Annotated in this window: 15 protein-coding genes; 11 read left to right on the plus strand and 4 right to left on the minus strand. The window is 30.6% G+C overall.

The genetic code is table 11. From position 1 onward, the window contains the following. The first annotated feature begins 110 nt into the window (after positions 1-110). From FNW38_RS04075 to FNW38_RS04125, 11 genes are all read left to right on the plus strand, one after another. The gene (locus tag FNW38_RS04075) at positions 111-2,702 is read left to right on the plus strand and encodes a hypothetical protein (RefSeq protein ID WP_144064493.1); all 2,592 of its coding nucleotides are present in this window, start codon (positions 111-113) and stop codon (positions 2,700-2,702) included. A gap of 232 nt (positions 2,703-2,934) precedes the next feature. Beyond that, complete coding sequence (locus tag FNW38_RS04080) at positions 2,935-3,252, plus strand: hypothetical protein (protein ID WP_144064494.1); 318 nt, start codon at positions 2,935-2,937, stop codon at positions 3,250-3,252. A 257-nt stretch (positions 3,253-3,509) separates the two neighbouring features. Then, entirely contained in the window at positions 3,510-3,854 is a 345-nt protein-coding gene (locus tag FNW38_RS04085; protein ID WP_144064495.1) for a hypothetical protein, read from the plus strand. 113 nt (positions 3,855-3,967) lie between these two features. After that, the gene (locus FNW38_RS04090; RefSeq protein ID WP_144064496.1) at positions 3,968-4,861 is read left to right on the plus strand and encodes an AAA family ATPase; all 894 of its coding nucleotides are present in this window, start codon (positions 3,968-3,970) and stop codon (positions 4,859-4,861) included. Further along, positions 4,842-5,819: a DUF3871 family protein gene (locus FNW38_RS04095; RefSeq protein WP_144064497.1), complete on the plus strand. Its 978-nt coding sequence runs from the start codon at positions 4,842-4,844 to the stop codon at positions 5,817-5,819. Before FNW38_RS04090 ends, FNW38_RS04095 begins: the two co-directional genes overlap by 20 nt. Positions 5,820-5,890: 71 nt before the next feature. Next, entirely contained in the window at positions 5,891-6,139 is a 249-nt protein-coding gene (locus FNW38_RS04100) for a hypothetical protein (protein ID WP_185963077.1), read from the plus strand. A 175-nt stretch (positions 6,140-6,314) separates the two neighbouring features. After that, complete coding sequence (locus FNW38_RS04105; protein WP_144064498.1) at positions 6,315-7,067, plus strand: hypothetical protein; 753 nt, start codon at positions 6,315-6,317, stop codon at positions 7,065-7,067. Between the two features lie 151 nt (positions 7,068-7,218). After that, entirely contained in the window at positions 7,219-8,619 is a 1,401-nt protein-coding gene (locus FNW38_RS04110; RefSeq protein ID WP_144064499.1) for a primase-helicase family protein, read from the plus strand. Continuing rightward, entirely contained in the window at positions 8,609-9,256 is a 648-nt protein-coding gene (locus tag FNW38_RS04115) for an NUMOD1 domain-containing DNA-binding protein (RefSeq protein WP_144064500.1), read from the plus strand. Before FNW38_RS04110 ends, FNW38_RS04115 begins: the two co-directional genes overlap by 11 nt. Before the next feature lie 218 nt (positions 9,257-9,474). Further along, complete coding sequence (locus FNW38_RS04120; RefSeq protein ID WP_143387080.1) at positions 9,475-10,014, plus strand: hypothetical protein; 540 nt, start codon at positions 9,475-9,477, stop codon at positions 10,012-10,014. Between the two features lie 624 nt (positions 10,015-10,638). Beyond that, a complete protein-coding gene (locus FNW38_RS04125) occupies positions 10,639-11,250 on the plus strand; it encodes a hypothetical protein (protein ID WP_143387078.1) in 612 nt (203 codons plus the stop codon). A 287-nt stretch (positions 11,251-11,537) separates the two neighbouring features. Here the strand turns inward: FNW38_RS04125 and FNW38_RS04130 are convergent, their stop codons facing one another. Genes FNW38_RS04130 through FNW38_RS04145 form a run of 4 tightly spaced genes read right to left on the minus strand, consistent with a single transcriptional unit; the run spans position 11,538 to position 17,404 of the window. Next, positions 11,538-13,316 (minus strand): ATP-binding protein, encoded by a 1,779-nt coding sequence (locus FNW38_RS04130; protein WP_218043822.1) that lies wholly within the window; start codon positions 13,314-13,316, stop codon positions 11,538-11,540. Then, the gene (locus tag FNW38_RS04135; protein ID WP_144064501.1) at positions 13,297-14,670 is read right to left on the minus strand and encodes an SIR2 family protein; all 1,374 of its coding nucleotides are present in this window, start codon (positions 14,668-14,670) and stop codon (positions 13,297-13,299) included. The genes FNW38_RS04130 and FNW38_RS04135 overlap by 20 nt, the downstream gene beginning before the upstream one ends. A gap of 2 nt (positions 14,671-14,672) precedes the next feature. Further along, complete coding sequence (locus FNW38_RS04140) at positions 14,673-16,568, minus strand: site-specific DNA-methyltransferase (protein ID WP_218043821.1); 1,896 nt, start codon at positions 16,566-16,568, stop codon at positions 14,673-14,675. After that, the gene (locus FNW38_RS04145) at positions 16,568-17,404 is read right to left on the minus strand and encodes a BRO-N domain-containing protein (RefSeq protein ID WP_144064502.1); all 837 of its coding nucleotides are present in this window, start codon (positions 17,402-17,404) and stop codon (positions 16,568-16,570) included. The genes FNW38_RS04140 and FNW38_RS04145 overlap by 1 nt, the downstream gene beginning before the upstream one ends. Positions 17,405-17,490 lie beyond the last annotated feature (86 nt).

The following is a 17,490-nucleotide window of genomic DNA, read 5'->3' on the forward strand; positions in this document are numbered from 1 at the left end:
AATATTGCGGGATTAGGCTAAATTTAAAGATGGTTTTGTACTTTAAAAATTTTAATTTAATAAAACTAAAAAATCAGAAAAGAATCATTCCAACCAAATCTATATTAAATATGAAAAAACTATCAATACTAATTTGCTTGATAGTTTCAAGCTTTACTGCGTTAGCTCAATATGAAGTTAAAACCATAAAAAGACCAGACGGAATTACCCTTAAATATTTTAATCCTATTCCAGTAGTCAGAGCTTACAACTACGAAGCAGGACTGTCATTATATAAAAATCCAGACAATAACAAGTATTTTGTAGCAATTTCAGTGTTGTTTAAGAATACAGTTGCTGAAGAATTAAACGGAAATTTATTGATTCAAACAACTGGCAAAAACGGGATTTCTTTAAAACCAGCTTACAATAGATTAGTTACTATGAATGGTAGAGAAGTAGCACTATCTATGTACTATTTAACAGAAAGAGAAATAAACGAACTCAAATCAAATTCAATAAAACTGATTTCTTTTACTATAAATGATGAAATTATTGCATTGAATCTAACCGAAAATAGAGATGTATTAGTTAAAGAATTTGAAATATTAAGCAATGCAAAAAGTAATATTTCTAAACAAAATTTTAACAAATCAAATTCGCTAACTAATGCACAAAAACAAAATATCCCAATAAGAACACCTGTTACTAATCCTAATATGCCAAACGGAAGAAAAACATACGATGATTATTTTAAAGATCGAGATGCTAAAAATAAAAATACTCAAATTAAACCAGACTCAACATCTACAATGTTTGGTAGAAATACATCAGGTGTATTAGGTGTTAATACTGATTATGGAGAATCTAAATATGATAAAGATATTAATTGGGATGCAGATATTGATAAAAATGATATTGAAGGTTCCTTAAAAAAATATAGAGATGCAAGATGGGAAGAGGAATGGGGAAGTTATAGAAATATAGGATTGGGAATTTTGTTTTTAATTATAATAATTTCCATTTTTGCTATATTTAGGAAAAGAGATAATAATGAAATAGTAGAAACAATTATTCCTCCTGTAATAACAAAAGAGACTGCAATTACATTAACTCCCGATGCATATAGAGCTCCCACAGTTGAAGACAATTCATCAAATAGGGAGTCAATTCCAGAATCTCTTTTACAAGGAGATATCCTAGATCCTTTAATCGATTTAGATTCAAATAAAAAAAATTTAAAAAAAATAGGCTTTAAACCTTCAATTATTTTCAATCAAAATGAGCCGTACAGTTATCCAATGGTCAAAATGCCAACGGAAAATTCATACATTAAATTTCCAAGGTTAGGTCGTTCAAACAAATTAGGCATTACTGAAAACACTTTTTTCGAAGTCTTAAACAAATATTTTAAATCAGATTTTAAAATACACAATAATCGTCACATTACCCACAAGAGCGGAAACAATGCCTACGAACCTGATTTTTTGTTAATTAATGAAAAAGAGAACAAAAATATTTTTATAAATGTCGAAATTGACGAGCCTTATGATGGGATTTCAAGAATACCTACTCACGAAATAAATCGAGATGTTTACAGAGATTTATTTTTTACAAACCGAGGTTATATTGTAATTCGATTTACAGAAAAACAGATATTTGAAGAAGCGAAACAATGTTGTGTTTTTATTGCAAACGTTATAAAAGCTATAGATGAAAACTATTCAAATAAAGAATTGGATTTCAAAACAAGTATTTCGTCACAAAATCAATGGGATACCCTCCAAGCAAAAAAATGGTCATTAGAAAAGTATAGAGAAAAGTATTTAAAAATAGAAAATTTTAATCTAAAATCATCCTCACAAATTGACTTTTTAATTACAAATTCCGAATTTGATAAAATTATTGAATCAAAAATTATTGAAACCGATTTGAGTGCTTTTGATAAAAATGACAACAAACCTTTAAACGGAAATCAATCGCATATAAGAGACAAAAGAATTGTTTTTGACTCCTTAAATCACAGGTATTACATAGACAATAATCCCGACACCATCTCTGTAAGTCAACTAATAGATAAATTCTTTCCTGAATTTGATGCTTTAAAAGCTGCAACTAATTTAAACCCAAAACACGAACTCTATGGTTTACCCACAGACGAAATAATTTCTATTTGGAAAAAGAAAGGGATTGAAGCCGCCGAATTAGGAACCCATTTACATCTTCAAATAGAGAATTATTATAAAAATCAAACCTACAATTCAAACACAAAAGAGTTCAGTCATTTTTTGGATTTTAAAGAGCGTTTTTCAAGTATGAATCCAGAACGAACGGAATGGAGAATATTTGATGAAGATTATATGATTGCAGGAACAATAGATATGCTATACAAAAAAGAAGATGGGACATTCTATGTTTTTGATTGGAAAAGAAGCGAAAAAGTAGTACATCCTGATGGTAAACCTAAAATTTCCGACCCTGAACATTTCTATACCAAATTTGCATTTGGGGAATTAAGCCACCTTACGGACGACAGTTACTATCGATATGCTTTGCAGCAAAATATTTACAGACATATCTTAGAAACAAAATACAATTATAAAATAAGCTCAATGAATTTATTAATATTACACCCTAATTACGAATCCTATCACTGGGTAAAGCTTGAGAAAATGCAAAAAGAAGTTGAATATATGTTTTCAACGTTAAAAATAATTTCCTAAAAACAATATATTTTAATAAGCTATAAAATAGTCAAACATTATTTGATGAATTTATTAGGAAATATAGTAGTCTGTACGATACTATTTACGGCTCTTTCCGCACTTCGATAAAATAGTGATTTGGTAAAATTTACTTTTTAGAATATTGCAAATAAATAGCTTATAAAAATTCTAATTCCTCAAATCAAATTTAAATTTAATAGAACTAAAAATTCAGAAAATAATCAATACTATGGCAGAGATACTAAAAGCGAACTGTAGAATTTGCAATTACGAGACAAGTTTTAGATATGGAGGAGGGAGATTCGATTTTCAAACTTTTAATCCCGTACCAGCGTATGACAAAACTACTGAAGAATTGGAAAGTGTAAATTACAAGTTAGAAAAAGATAATCCAGATTACATTTTTTACACAGATGAACAACTCAAAGGAGACAATGAAGGAAAATATATTTTTCAAAATTTTGATTTGAAATTGAATCAAGTAAATAACTACTGTCCTAAATGCAAGAATTACAGCTTGGATTTTAGGAGTTATATGTTTTGTTAACCCGCAAATCAACTTCACTATAAGATAAAGTACTTTACCGCCTTATTAAGGCAAAATGTTCAACAAATAATTTCCAAATTTTTTTAATTTTTTTAATTTTTTTTTGGATCGAATAAATGAACTAACAGATAGGTCAGCCCCACTTGATTCAAATTTTGGGATATACCCGCCCAGTGATATTTGGATATTTAAAAATACTGTATCCAAATTATTGCTGATTTTAATTCATTTGTTTAATCCTATAAATTATTAAAACTATGGTTACAATTGTAGATTACAAGGCATTCCAAAAAGAAAATGGAGAAAAATTTTATTCACTTGTTGTTCAAGGTGGAGTTGAAGCTATTAAAAGTAAAGAAAGTGGAAGAACTTATCTTACTGCAAAAACCACAAATCTTGCGTGTACATTTAACGAAATTACGTGTAAGTCATTAATTGGCACTCAACTTCCTGGACAGATTAGAAAAGTAGAAGTTGACCCTTACGACTATACTGATCGTACAACAGGAGAAATTGTAGAAATGACTCATCGTTATGAATATTTATCCGATGAAGACGCTATCATTAATGATAACGTTGTTAAACCAGAAGAGGTGTACTAAAACAGCTCAAAACTAGACAACATAATTAAGGAACTTCAGCAATGGGGTTCCTTTTTTTATTTTAAAAATGTATGTCATATAACTTTTTAATTAATACTTAATAATAAAAAATTATGAAATTACAAATTGCTCAAAGACATCAAGTAAAATTAAGAATTGGATTATCTGGTCCTAGTGGGTTTGGTAAAACCTATTCAGCCTTATTAATGGCGTATGGAATGACCAACGACTGGAAGAAGATTGCATTGATAGATACAGAGAACAACTCCGCAAGTCTTTACTCTCATTTGGGAAATTTCAATGTATTGTCATTAGGGGAACCTTTTATGCCTGAACGCTATATTAAAGCCATCCAAGTATGTGAAGAAGCAGACATTTCTGTAATAATCATTGACAGTATCAGCCACGAATGGCAATCAAAAGGAGGATGTTTAGAAATACACGAACAATTAGGCGGAAGATTCCAAGACTGGGCTAAAGTTACTCCTAGACATAACGCTTTTATAGATGCCATTATTCTATCTAAATGCCACATCATTACTACCAGCAGAAGAAAGGTAGATTATAGCATCGATAAAGGTTCTGATGGTAAAACCAAAGTGAGTAAACTAGGAATGAAAGAGATTACAAGAGAAGGATTCGAGTATGAACTTACAGTAAACTTTGAATTCCTGAATGATAATCATCTTGTGCAATCATCTAAAGACAGAACTGGATTATTTTCTGGAAAACCAGAATTTATCATCAACTCTAGTACTGGGAAACGTTTAATAGAATGGAGCAATGACGGCATTTCTATAGATGAAATTAAAAACGAAATCAATTCCTGTACAACCGACGAGAGTTTAAAAATAATTTATGCTCAATATCCGCATTTAAGTAAGGAACTATATCCAATAATCGTAGCACGTAAAGAAGCATTAGAAGGTCTTAACAATCAGATTATCTCAAACGAACAAATTATTCAACAACCTAATCCACAAGAAAATGAATTTAGTATTAAATAATCCAATCCATCAAGTAATAGATGAGGAAGAAATCATAGTATTTCCAAAAAGAAACTTTATTGAAGCAAATACTGTACAAGTAGATTTAGAGCATCTCAAATCGGAATGCATTATTCCTGTATTTGCTAAAGACAACGAATCAACTATTAGCCATTTTGAATTTATCAAAAGTACTAAAGAAGTTGTCGAAGAAATTTTAGACTATAAAGGTGTTTTAAAGCCTGAAATAAGGGTAAGTCATCAAATTAAAGGTAGAATTCCTTCTGCTGTTGCAAAGCCTGCAAAAGAATTGTTAGAGCACGAAAAGACATTGTATTACGAACGTATGGCTTTTGTAATTGAAATACCTGAAATTAGTGAAATTATCAATGGAAACAGACTCAATTTAACCATTGGAGGAGTGAGAAGTTACAACCAAGAAAACCTTTTCAGTAAAAAATCGCTTGAACGTTTCAAAATTTTCGTAGGCTTTCAAAATACCGTATGCACTAATCTTTGTATAAGTACTGATGGACTCAAAGAAGATCTACGTGTCAGTTCTATTTTGGAATTAAAAGCCAAGATTTTCGAGCTGATTAACAACTATAAAAAGAAGGAGCATTTAATAAATTTGGAAAAAATGTTTCAATATTCATTAACAGAAATCCAGTTTGCTCATTTGATTGGCAAGATGAAATTGTTTCCTTACTTAAGTAAAGAAGAAAAACAGACGTTATTTCCATTAGCGATAAATGATACCCAGTTGAATATTATCATAAGGGATTACCATACTGATGCTCATTTTTCTAAATCTAAAGATGGGACTATCAACTTCTGGAACATTTACAATTTGGCAACTGAAAGTTGTAAGTCAAATTATATCGACAGTAATTTAGAACGGAACGTCAATGCATATGGGTTTATACAAAACCTCCTGAATTCCATTGAAAATCAAATTCCGAACTACTTCCTCCATTAATATATCATAGCTTTTAGTAGCATTTATTACACCAAATAACGTCTAAAAAATAGAGTTAATTACATTAAAAAATGACAAAAAAAGAGCTGGCAGAGCTGTTAAAATACAGTTCTCCAAAAGAAATCTATGTTATTACGTGGAAAAACACCTTAATAAAACTGTATTGTCCATTTGAAGTACAGGTTTTACAAGACATCGGTACACTCAAAACAGGACAATTTGTGTTTGTAGATGAAATTAAAGTCACAATTGAGTTGAAAACGGTGTTTATAATTGACACTAAAGCGTATTACTATTATCATTTTGAGATACTGGTATAGTTAAACAAGCAGTTATGCTGTATTTTGTATAATCAAACTTTTGAGACGGTTCTGCTTTAACAAAAAACCACTGAAAAAGTATTTAGCTAAGTTAAAATGGGTAGCTTAAAATCATTAGATTGCGTTACCCTTTTTTTAATAAATAACTTGTCAAAGTTGACGTCAACTTTTTTCTATGATTTTTATCCCTTCCATACTAGATTTTAAGAATGAAGATACTTTTTTAGATCTAAAAAACAGATTTTTAAATTACGATGAAAGATCACCAAGTCTAACACCAGAATTATTATTGTCAAGTATAAAGCAAACGGATTTTGAAATAATATATAAACGAATGACCAGTTATGAGGATCAGACATATCATACTATTTATTTCTACAAAGATTTTTTACCCAAAAAAATTCCATTTATAGCTGACCAAGAAATTAGAAATATTAATTTAGAAATAGAAAAATCATTTAAATATAAATCATCAGAATGTAAATTATATTTGGACGAAAAACTAAAAGTGTTAAAGGAACTAAATTTAATTCTTTCTAAAACTGAATTTGTAAAAGAAGATTTAAAGGTGCTTCTTCTGAATGAAAATGAGAAAATAATTGAATTTATTTACAGTCACGAAATATGGAATAACGTTATTAATCATTCTAATAAAATTAAACTAAGATTATCTAGATCAGAAATTATTTGTCTGTTTTTTTTATTAAAACAAAAGGGATTAACCGAAAGTAAGTATGATAATGAATTAGGAAAACTTATCGAAAATTCATTTGAATATTATAGTGAAAATGATGATTCTTACAAAGAAATTAAATTGGCAAATAAACTGTTAGCCAGTTTTAAAAATGGAGACAAATCAATAACTACTGCTGCTGAAAGTCTTAAAAACCTATTATCTGACGAAGATCTCTACACATTAAAACAATAACTCATTGATTTACAGTTGGTACAAAATAATTGCCCCTGTTAAAACTTTTTGTTGCTTTTACCTTTACACCGTTGTTAGAGCAAATGTACTCCAAACAACTGTGGCGAGTTCTTCTCCACTATTTTAAGAAGAGCAGGTTTAAAAAACAAATATGAATAAAAAAGAAGAAAAAAAAGAAATCTTTTGGACAGAAAACGAAGCTCCAAAGATACTACAAGTGGGATTATTAGACTTCCTAGCTTCAAGAGGCTATGTTAGGGTCGAAATCGAAGAAAACAACTATGTCTTAGCTAAAATGACTAACAATAGGTTAAGTCTAGCAACTGAAGGGCAAATGGCAAATGAAGTTAAAAACTACCTTTTAGAAAATAAAAAACTTGAGGTTTTAGAAGTATTCGTTAAGGGGGTTGGAAGTTATATTACATCTAAAAAAATGGATTTGCTTCCCTCAATTGAAAACATAAATGATCGAGACGATATGAAAAGTTCGAGATTTTATTTTAAAAATTGTTATTGCGAAATAAATAAAGATGGAATATTCTATTGTGATTATTCAATTCTAGAAAATCCGATTTGGGAAGATAGAATTAAACAAAAATCATTTACTTACCCTTCGGAGAAGGGACAGTTTGAGATATTCTGTGAGAATATCACAGGAAAAAACACCGAAAGGTTATTAGCCTTAAAAAGCATTTTAGGGTATTTATTGCATCGTAACAAAGAAGTTGGGGAACCTAAAGCAATTATCCTTTACGATGAGAAAATGGGACAAAATAACCAAGCTCACGGCGGTACTGGAAAAACACTTTTGTCAACGGCATTGAAAGAATGTCGAGAAGTAGTAATTTTTGATGCAAAGGATATAAAACAGGGTAGTTGGTTTAAAAATCAAAGAGTAGAGCTAACCACAGATCTGATAGTCTATGACGATTTAAAACGGGATTATAGTTTCGAAAACTTCTTTCCAATGATTACATCTGATATTGAAGTGGAGCGTAAACGAGAAAAAGCTTTCCATATTGATTCCAAAAACTCCCCTAAATTATTAATCACCGCAAATTACTACGTTTCAGGTCCTGGAGGTCCTTCTGATGAAAGACGTAGACATGAATTTGAAGTTAATAATTATTATAATCAAAATTTCACTCCTGAAATGGAATTTGGAAATCGATTTTTTGGTTCTCAATGGGACGAAGATGAATGGAGTAAATTTTACCATTTTATGATGAGTTGTTGCCAATCATATTTGCAATACGGGTTATACAAAGTACCACACATTAATTTAGCCAACAACAAATTCTTAGATGGATTGAATGAGCAGTTTGTAACCTATGCCGATGCCTATGTGCAAAATGACACGTCAATAGACAAAAGACAATTTGAAAGCGATTTCAAGGTTTTATATCCTGAAATGGAAGAAACATCTCCACACAAAATCAACAAATGGCTAAGTATATATGCCAGTAAAAAAGGAGTTGATTTTTCAACAAATTCTTCAGGCGGAAAATATACTTTTATTTTAAACTCCAATACCATTCAAAATGAAATATAGTATAATCTACAAAGCAGTAAACACAATTACTGACGAGGTTTATATTGGTGCAACTACCAAAAGTATTGAGGAACGTAAAGAAGACCACATACAAAAAGCTAATAAAAAAGTTGGCAGTTATTTTCAAGAAGCAATCGGGACTTATGGTCCCGAAGCTTTCACTTGGGAAGCTATTGATACCGCTTGTAATAATGATGAATTAGCAGCCAAGGAAATTAAATATATTTTGGAGAACAATGCTGTTGAGGATGGTTACAATTCCGATCACGGCGGAGGATTCAGAAAAACAGTTTATCAATATAATTTAGATGGCACTCCAATTAATTCATTTAAAGATTTAACTTCCGCAGCAACATCAGTAAATGCAACAAAAAAGTCTATAAGCAAAGCTTGTTGGAATGTAAACCATACTTTAAAAGGATACTTATGGAGTTATGAATATAAAGAAAAATTTATTCCAGACTCTGATAATAGAAAAAAAGAGGTTTTACAATATAATCTAAATGGTAATTTATTAGCTCAATACATTTCCGTAGCAGAGGCTAGTAGAAAATCAGGATTAAGCAAAACCTGCATCTCTAGATGTTGTCGTAAAGAAAGAGATCAAAGCGGCGGATTTATTTGGAAATATTCCTAAAATTAAAGGCGGTGTAAAAACCGTCTTTTTTTATTTAATATCACTAAAACTGGGTATTGCAATCAAAGTAATTTACTTGTTCCTTTACAATTGTAGTATTCAATTAATAACTTGTATTGTTATAATTACGCTTTACGGGAAACCGTAAAGTAATACTAATTCCTTCAAATATATTTGTAAGTATTATTTTAATCGTTTAAAACCAAAATCAAACTATTATGAAAAAAATCAACACACTGTTATTACTACTTATTTCTGTCTTTTGTTTTGCACAAAATGAAGAATCTTCTACAAGAAAATTCATAGACAAGGCACAATTCACCCAAATCAGCAAAGACTGGAGTACCATCGCAGAATTCAACTCAGGTATTGGTGAGTATGTAAAGTTTTATCCTATTGAAGTGATTAACTTGAAAACGAAGGAAAAAGAAAACGCTTTGCAATTAGACATGTATATTAAAAAACCAGAAGTTTTTAAGACAGCTTGGGTAGGATTAGACGAAATAGATGAGTTTATAAGTTTTATTGAAACCAATGTAATACCTAATTTAGACTTGAAATTTAAAAAGAAATCAACGGAGTACATTTTTAAAGCGAAAGAAATGACCTTTTCATATCTGGTTGATGAAAAAGAAAAGAAAATCTCCATTAGCTTGAATAATTATGAAAAAGAAGGACAGTTGAACTATTATTTCTGGACAGAAACTCAAGTCAGCAAAATTCCAGATTTATTAGAGGTTCTAAAGAAAATAAAATAACAGTCCCTAATTAAAATCACACCACATGAAAAGAATATTTATCTTTTTACTCTTTTGTTTTTCATTAACAAACTATTCTCAAAATCTCAGCTTAGAGGAACTGATAAGTCTTAGAAAAATGACATTGCTAATGTAGAAGAATATCTCTCGCTAAAAGGCTGGACATTTTTATCAAGTGAAGAGGGAGATAATGAGAGTCCAAGTGGTGTTGCCTTCGCCTATAAAAAAGAGGAATATAGCGACGATGCAGAATCATTCTTCCACTATTACCGTTCGGATTCTACTGATGTAAGAAGGATAAATTTACAAATATTCAATACTTCAAAATATAATTCCTATTTAACGAGAATTAAATCATTTGGTTGTAAATTAATCGACAGTGGCGTTTTTGATGGCGAAATCAAAAAAACATATCAAGGAGCTACCACAACATTTATGATTACAATTAAAAATCGCAAAGATGAAGATAGCGAATCAACTGAGACAATATACCATATAGCAATTATAGATAATTCAGATTATTTCTTAAGTTTTTCAGAATCAGAATAAGATCTTAATCTGCTTTTAATAAGCACTACTATACTGCTATGGCATAAAAAAAATAAACTAATTAAATAAAAAAAAATGAAATTATATATACTTATTTCAGCATTTTTAATGCTCTCATTTTCAAAAGAAAATAAAAATTCAAATGACTATGATTCTCAACTTACTCAAATTGTATATGAGTTTAAAACGAATATTATGGATAAAAATAAATGTGAAGATCTGAAAAGAAAAGCATATTATTTGTCTGATGAAATTCAAAAAACAATTGATGATGATCAAAACTCAGAGTATGAAGAAAAAAAATTAGTACAATTAAAGAAGGAAGTAAAAGCTGTAGAAGAATTTATAGGAACCGTTGGTAATAGTGGAAACAATATGTTTGTAAAAATGGATTTGATTTATTTAGCCAATAGTAGAATAAACAGTTCTATAGCAACCGTTGTAAAAGATAAATTTTGCGCTGAGATAATAACAATTTCATTAAATGGATACGTAGCTACACTTGCTTCAAATGATTCATCTAATAATTATACCGTTTCTTATAAATGGAAATTATCAAATGCTACAAATACAGGAAATGGCACTATGGGTTTGCCTAGTAAATCTATTAGACATATCTATGATAACAGAAGTAACCCAGCATCAAAAAGAATAACTATTATTAGTGTATCTTGTAAGAGTCTTTAAATAGGAATAATAAAAAAGGCATACAATTCGGTAACATAAAAAAGTAAAACAACGTAAAGTCTTGGTTTTACTGCTTGTCACACACCTTGGTTCGAGCCCAAGAGAGGGAGCTTTTTAAAAAGACTTTACAGCAATGTAAGGTCTTTTTTGTTTTAAGGCTTTAGCGAAATCAGTGCTTCATGGCGATTCAAGAGAGGGCAGTCTTTTTTTATTTACTCAATTTCTTTAAAGTCATTTTCTTTTGGTAGAAATATATGTCCGAAGTAGGATTGCATAATCTATATATTTTATACTCTTTTGTTTAAACTAGGAGTTTGAGAATTAGGTTCATTAATGGGCTTGTCAAACTTCATAATAATTGGCATTGGAAAATCTACACCTGTTAATATGGCTTCTCCTTCTCCTAAAATGGGTAAAAACTCTAATGTGTTTTTATTAGCTGAACTACAAGCATTAGCTATTGCTTCCTTATCATTATGATTAATTAACCTATGCACTATGAAAGTTCCCATTTGACTTAATGTTCCTTGGGGAATATCCCTTGGCATTTGAGTTGCGATACAAAGAAACAGACCGTGTTTTCTACATTCTTTAGCAATTGAATCAAAAGCATCAAGAGGCTTTACTTCAAAATACTCATCTTTAACAGTTTTATTTAAGAATTGATGAGCCTCATCAATTAAAACAACTAATGGCTTATTTATAGAATCTTTTTGAGGATTAAATTGCCCTTGTCTGGCTTTGCTTAACAGATACTTACCAATAGAATTTGCAAGAATTTCTCTAACCTGAAAATCAAATGGGATATTTCCAAAATTCAATCTAAGTATCTTTTTCTCACTTAATATAAAATCATCAATAGTTTTGGTTAAATCTTTTTCGTCTAGATCCTTTTTGAAACCAAAAATATTTTGATAAGTAGCGTTATTAATAATATTATTAATTCTAGAAATTAAACTTATACAATGAGAAACATCTCCGTCGTTTCTACCTCCCCATTCTTCATGTATAGTTGTTCGGACGCCACTAATTGTTCTAGCTCCAGTATCCCAAACACATTCTTCAGTTATTTGATATGTCAATTTTTCAATATTAAAATTTGAAAACTCATTCTCAATTTTAGAAATATTTCTAAAGTAAAATTCTTCATATGGTCTTTTATCTGAACCTGATTTTTTCAATAAATCGCTCTCTATTTTTGTCTGAACATTTAGTGTATTTGGTGTTGAAACTTTTTTAAATAGACTAACTCCTTTGTTTAAGGATACAATCTTTAATGAACGTATGGCCTCCATTAGTTTTGGAGCTTGAACTTTTGTTGATGGTCTAAATAAATAAAATAAATCATCAATTGTTAATTGAGAATAATGAAATACGTGCGTTCCATCACCAATTTCAATTGTTTCTAGACCGTCATAAGTACCGTTATATTCCCCAGTCGCATCGATTAAAATTGCGTTATTTCCAGTTTCTATAAGGCATTCAATTAATTTGCTTACAGTATAACTTTTCCCTCCTCCAGTTGTACCTACAACAGCACAATGACGACCAAAAACAGATTGCAAATTTACTTTAACTACAGTTGAAGGACTTGATACTAGATGACCCAATTTAATAGGTATAGAACTCTCACCATCTTTCGCACCAAATCTTGACATATATTCTTGAACAAGTTCACCAGAACTAACAAATACTTTAGCACCAATATTAGGATAAGAAGTTAAGCCCTTCTTTACTTTCAATGGTTCGTAAAGGTCGAATGACAAGAGAATTTCAATTTTACCAGTGGGATGAAAATCGCTTGTTTGAAAAGCTTTTTCGTTTAAGGAAAGTCTTTCTGATTCAGGAAGAGATAGTTCAGTTATTCTACCCAAAAAACCATTTTTATCTCCTTCTATAATAACAAAACTACCCACTAATCCACCATTAAATTCTTCTCCAAAATGAGTAAAGCCATTTAGTAATATTGAGGAAGGAAAATGAACTTTTACATATTGAGGAAATACTTGATTGATGTAACCAAGAAAATACTCATGTCTAAATGGGTTAATCTTTAGTTCGCTCATTTCTCAGGTTTATAGTTGGTAAATCATTATTTTCATAAGTTCCGATTTCTGGAAAGTAATCTGCAAAATCAGAAAATGTTTCAGAGACCAGTAATATTCGCTCAGTTTGGAGCGCTAATCTTTTAATTTCTTGTAAAGATGTTGCAATATTTTTATTATCAAATCCAGGATCTATAATCGCTAAACGAAAACTTGGGTTTTGATTTAAAGCTTCTTCAATAGCAGAATTAATATGTTTGTCATTAAAACTATATCCAATGCACAATAACAACGTATCATTGTTAATTCTTAAATTACGTTGAAAGCGAGCCATCATTTCAAAGAATGGTTGGTCATAAGAATCTTCATACTTAGCCTCTCTTGGATAAACCATTAGAGGTTTTACTGCATTTTCTTTTATTATGGTTTTGTCTCCATTTCTTTCCCAATTTACAGAACCGTGCAATTTGTGTAAATGAAAAACTCTTTGAATAAAATTATCTTCCTCTTGTACTTTACTATTTTCTCTTTGTACAATATCATAATCAAAGTATCGACCACTAAAAGTTCTAGGAAAAGTAAAAGAAAATCCATCAATCATAATTGCATTAATTTTTTCAGATGCATACTCAAAAAGTAGGTCGTAATTTAAAGTAAAGACTTTAATTCTTGGACTTGTTACTTTTCTCTGTAATAATTTTTCTAAAAGAACTTTATGAGGAAATTTTTCTGCCTCTTCGGGACATGGAATCGAACATTTGTTTTTTATAATATCAAATAATTCCTTTTTTATATCGGATAATTTAACTTTCTTTTTATCTAATTCAATTTCTATGTCATCATTAAAATGAATAGTTCCTTCAATTTTAGATAGCAGGGTTTCTAAATTTGTGTCCGTATAATTATGTTTAACTTTTCCGCAAATAATCTCAAATCCATTTTCTTCAGTATTACCATCAAGTAAATCCGTTATTAGATATTTTTTATTAGCTATGTCCCATAATTCCTTCATCGAAGGACCTTTTACATCCATAGAAGCTCCTGCTCCTGTAAGAATCAGGAAGTTTTTGAAAGGCTTTCTAAAGAATGAAGTATAAATATCTCTTTTAAGATTAAGTGCATCCTGAACAGTTGGAGTAATTGGTTTTTCATCTTCTCCTTTCTTATTAAAAGGCCTTAAATCTTTAATAGAATTTAGAACTCCTTTCTCGAAATTAGGATTTTGTACTTCAACTGTTTTGTACTTGCCATTGATTAATAGATAGTTCCATTTATCAATTACTTCGTTTTTAGCATTACTTGTAACCTGTAAATCTACAGTAACTTCAGCATTGTCTATTTTTTCTAAACCTTCTTTAGCTTCGGTGTTTTCCATCCTTAAAACGCATTAAATTTATCGCCTAAATAATGCTTCAAATTGTATTTCTTGGTTGTATCTAGCGCACGTTCCAAGCAAATGAACTTTTGCCCTGTATTAACTTTAAAATAGTCAACCGTCTCGGGTTCTATACTCACATCAAGACAAATCAAAGTTTCCTTGTTGTCATCTGTTGCAAGTAAAATTTCATTTTTCTTAAACTGTTCTTGTGCCGTTACGGTATAATTAAGCGTAAAATTATTTTTCAATAAAATCTCCGTTAACAGCTCTTCTTTATTGAAGGCATTTACCAATTGACTTTCTTTTTCAGCGATATACTTTTTAAGTAATTCTATGTTTTCCGTTTCATTAAATTCTGGATTTGGTGCAAAATCAACTCTTGGAAAATTAGATTTTTGCAGTTTGAAAACTTTAAAACCCAATCCTTTTAATTTATCTTCCTTTTTATCTCCTGCAAACAAATCAGGTTGTTGACTTTCCTTTTCTGTAATGATTTTGGCAATAACTCTTTTATTACGTTCTATCGTGATATCACTTATCTTTTTGTAACCGGCTTTGTATGCTTCACTTTTACTATCTATTACTTCAGGAATTTGAATTAATATAAATTTGCGATTATCATTATCTTTATTTAATTCAAACACAGCTTGTCCTGTTGAGCCTGAACCACCAAAAAAATCTAAAACAACATCATCTTCTTCGGTAACTTGACTAATCAATTCTTCAATTAGAGACGGAGGTTTTGGAAAATCAAATGCTTTATAATTAAACAAATCATCAACCTCCTTTGTCCCATCTCTTGTGAAAATATTTTTACCAATAATCGAAGAAAACCCAGTAAAACTATCAGATAATTCATCAAGAAACACTTTTCTTCTAGGTCTTCCTTCAATAGAATTTGGCCACAAAATCCTATCTTCTTCAATAAGCCTACTCATAGTTTTCATATCATATCTCCAACCCATTTTAGGCTTCCCATAATTAATTCCAGTATTAGGGTTTGTCAAATCATAATGACAATTTGGTCTAAGATTTTCTGGCAAAATCCCAACCATATTTCCACTTGCCCAGTCACCCCTTGGGTCTAAATCAGGATTAGTATATTGTTCAACTTTTCGTTCACTACCTTTTAAAGCTTTACTTTCGTTATTTCTTGAGTAACAAATAATATATTCATGGTCAATTGATGCTCCTGTAATAGTTCTATTATCTTTGTTTTGCCTAGATTTCCATATAAAATTTGCTACAAAATTCTCCTCCCCAAAAACTTCATCACATAATTTTCGCAAATGATGCACCTCATTATCATCAATAGAGATAAAAATAACCCCATCTTCTTTGAGTAACTGTCTTGCAATAAGCAATCGGCTATACATCATATTGAGCCAGTTGGAGTGATAGCGTCCATCGGTTTCGGCATTGGTATCAATTTTCACTCCATTTTCCAATACTTCCGCATCCTGCCAATAGGCTTTTTTATCCTGGGTAAAATTGTCGCTATACACAAAATCCTTCCCTGTGTTGTAGGGTGGATCTATGTAGATACATTTTATTTTTTCACGGTAACTGCCACTCAATAGTTTTAATACTTCGAGATTTTCCCCTTCAATGATTATATTTTCGCTTTCCGTTGGGTTTACGCTTCTATGCTCGTCATAAACCAATGTAGCATTACTTGCCGTAAAAGCATTGCGCTTGGCTTGGCTTTTGCCAAACCAACGAAATTCATAGCGTTCCGTTTCGGATACACTATCAGGATTAACCGCTTTTTTTACTTCTTCAATATTGAGACTTCCCTCACTGGTAAACCAATCAGGAAATTGTTGTTTTAAAATCTGTAAACGCTCGTTGTTCCAATCGGTACTTAATGGCATATAATCGTTGATAGTTTCCATTATTCTATTTCTTTATTTTTCTTGTTTTCTAAACTTTTTGCGTTTTTACTGGTTACAATTTTGTCTCCAATCTTGGCTTCAATTTGTTTTCTTGTATTTCCTGCAATTGTTCCACCTTGTTTGGCAATTACTTTACTTTCTTTGAACGTTTTAGGTTCTTTCTTTTTCGAAATTTCCGTAGTGGTTGCCTCAGCTAACATATTTAACACTAATTCAAGATTAGTCATGTGGTCACGAAGATTTTCTTTTTTAAGGTCTTTTAATTCCTTGTACTGCTTGGTCGAAATACCTGTCCAAGCTTTAGTAATCTCATCCGTAAGTATGGCATATTCTTGCCCTTTTTTGACACCTCTCTTGTCCCATTCGTCTGTTAGTTCTTTGCGAACTTCAATACTTTTTAAACGTTGATTTACCCATTCTTTAGAATATCCTTTTTTGAGATAGGTTTCCATCAAACGGTCAAATCCAATTTCCGGATCTACTATTTCATCCATTCTTTCACGCCCCATTTTAGCCAACCAAAGTTTAAAAGGCTCCGCTTTTGGAGAAGGAACAGATTGAATTAAACGAAAAAGCTGTTCAGTATCAGCCACATCGGTTTTGTAAAATTTACCATCAGAAGATTGCATTTTCAGTTGGTTACAATCTGTAACCAACTGACTTCCCTCTTTTTTAAGACGGTTTTTTAATACTTTCCAGTAATTGTTAGGGTTTTCACTCTCCGAAAGTACTCCAATGACATCAACAATAGAGAAATACCATTTTTCTTCTTCATCATTCCAAACAGAACGAACTTGTTTTGATTCGAATAGTTTTATGCTTGTTTCTTTTTCCATAACTATTATATTTTTAAGATGTCCGAAAATATCGGACATCTTATATTTCTTTATCTATAATTATCACTTTCCTGACATCAGGAAAG

Source organism: Flavobacterium gawalongense, assembly GCF_007097265.1.
Lineage (GTDB): Bacteria > Bacteroidota > Bacteroidia > Flavobacteriales > Flavobacteriaceae > Flavobacterium > Flavobacterium gawalongense.